This window comes from Sphingobium sp. LMA1-1-1.1, assembly GCF_040676365.1.
Taxonomy (GTDB): Bacteria; Pseudomonadota; Alphaproteobacteria; order Sphingomonadales; family Sphingomonadaceae; genus Sphingobium.
Window position 1 is genome coordinate 1 of the sequence record NZ_JBEGHS010000022.1, and the last position, 1,298, is coordinate 1,298.

Annotated in this window: 1 protein-coding gene; it reads right to left on the reverse strand. The window is 60.2% G+C overall.

The genetic code is table 11. The features are described from left to right. Positions 1-62 precede the first annotated feature (62 nt). Positions 63-1,234 (reverse strand): IS3 family transposase gene (locus tag MRBLMA1_RS11520; RefSeq protein ID WP_363736966.1). Its coding sequence is split into 2 segments (ribosomal slippage): positions 63-970 and positions 970-1,234, totalling 1,173 coding nucleotides; the frame shifts between segments, so codons are not numbered across the junction. Positions 1,235-1,298: the final 64 nt, after the last annotated feature.

Consider the following 1,298-nt stretch of genomic DNA (forward strand, 5'->3'; position numbering starts at 1 on the left):
TGAGGTGGCCTCGCCTTCTTGGACAGGTTGGCGGCTAAGTTAAGCTCATCGCGGATGTCGTTTTATGCCGCCATTTGGGTGATCAAATCCTGGGGGGCATGCCCCCCAGGATTTGAAGCGCCGATTTGCCCATATGCCTCGCCTGGGGTTTTGCCCGCAAGGCGTGAATGCGGGCGATGGTTGTCATAATATGCGAACCATCGGCCAAGGCCGGCGCGCAGTTCAAATCCGGTTTCGAAGGCGTGCAGATAGACGCATTCGTACTTCACAGACCGCCAGAGCCGTTCGATGAAGACATTGTCCATCCAGCGTCCCCGGCCGTCCATGCTGATCTTGATCTCGGCTGCGCGCAGCACACCGGTGAAGGCATTGCTGGTGAATTGGCTACCCTGATCGGTATTGAAGATATCGGGCTTACCAAAACGGGCCAGCGCCTCCTCCAGGGCCGCTACGCAAAAGCCGGCATCCATGGTGTTCGATAGCCGCCAGGCCAGCACCTTGCGGCTTGCCCAGTCCATGATGGCGACCAGATACAGGAAGCCCCGGCGCATGGGCAGATAGGTCACGTCCGCGCACCAGACGTGGTTGGGGCGCGTGATTTCCAGATTGCGCAGCAGATAGGGATAAATCCGATGCTCGGGATGCGGATCGCTCGTGCGAGGACGCTGGTAAATTGCCGCCAGCCCCATCTTCGCCATCAGCCGCCGGACCCGGCGACGGCCGATCGCATGGCCCAGACGCCGCAAATGCCGCGCCATCTGCCGGCTACCGTACCACGGGTATTCCATGAACGTCTCGTCGATCACCGTCATCAGCGCCAGCGTCTCGTCGGTTTCCGGCACCGGCGTGTAGTAATAGGACGACCGACTGATCGACAGCAGGCGGCACTGCATCGCGATCGACAGGTGCTGATGTGCCGGCTCGATCCTCGATCGCCTCCAGGCCACGCTCATCGACCGGAGGCTTTCGCCAAAAAATCGCGTTCCACCAGCAATTGCCCGATCTTGGCGTGCAACTTCTCGATTTCCGCTTCACTGGCAGCCTTTGAGCTCTGATCGCCATTATCGAACAGGCTGGCCATGCCCTCCATCGCCTGCCGCTTCCATGCCCCGATCATCGTGTGGTGGATGCCATGTTTGGCCGCCAACTCCGCCAGCGTCAGATCGCCCCGGATCGCTTCCATCGCCACCTTCGCCTTGAACTCGGCGCTGTAGCGCTTTCTCGTCGTCTTCATTCCCGTCCATTCCTTCAGGTCGGGATGAGCTTATCACCCTGTCCGAATTGCCGACACCACCTCA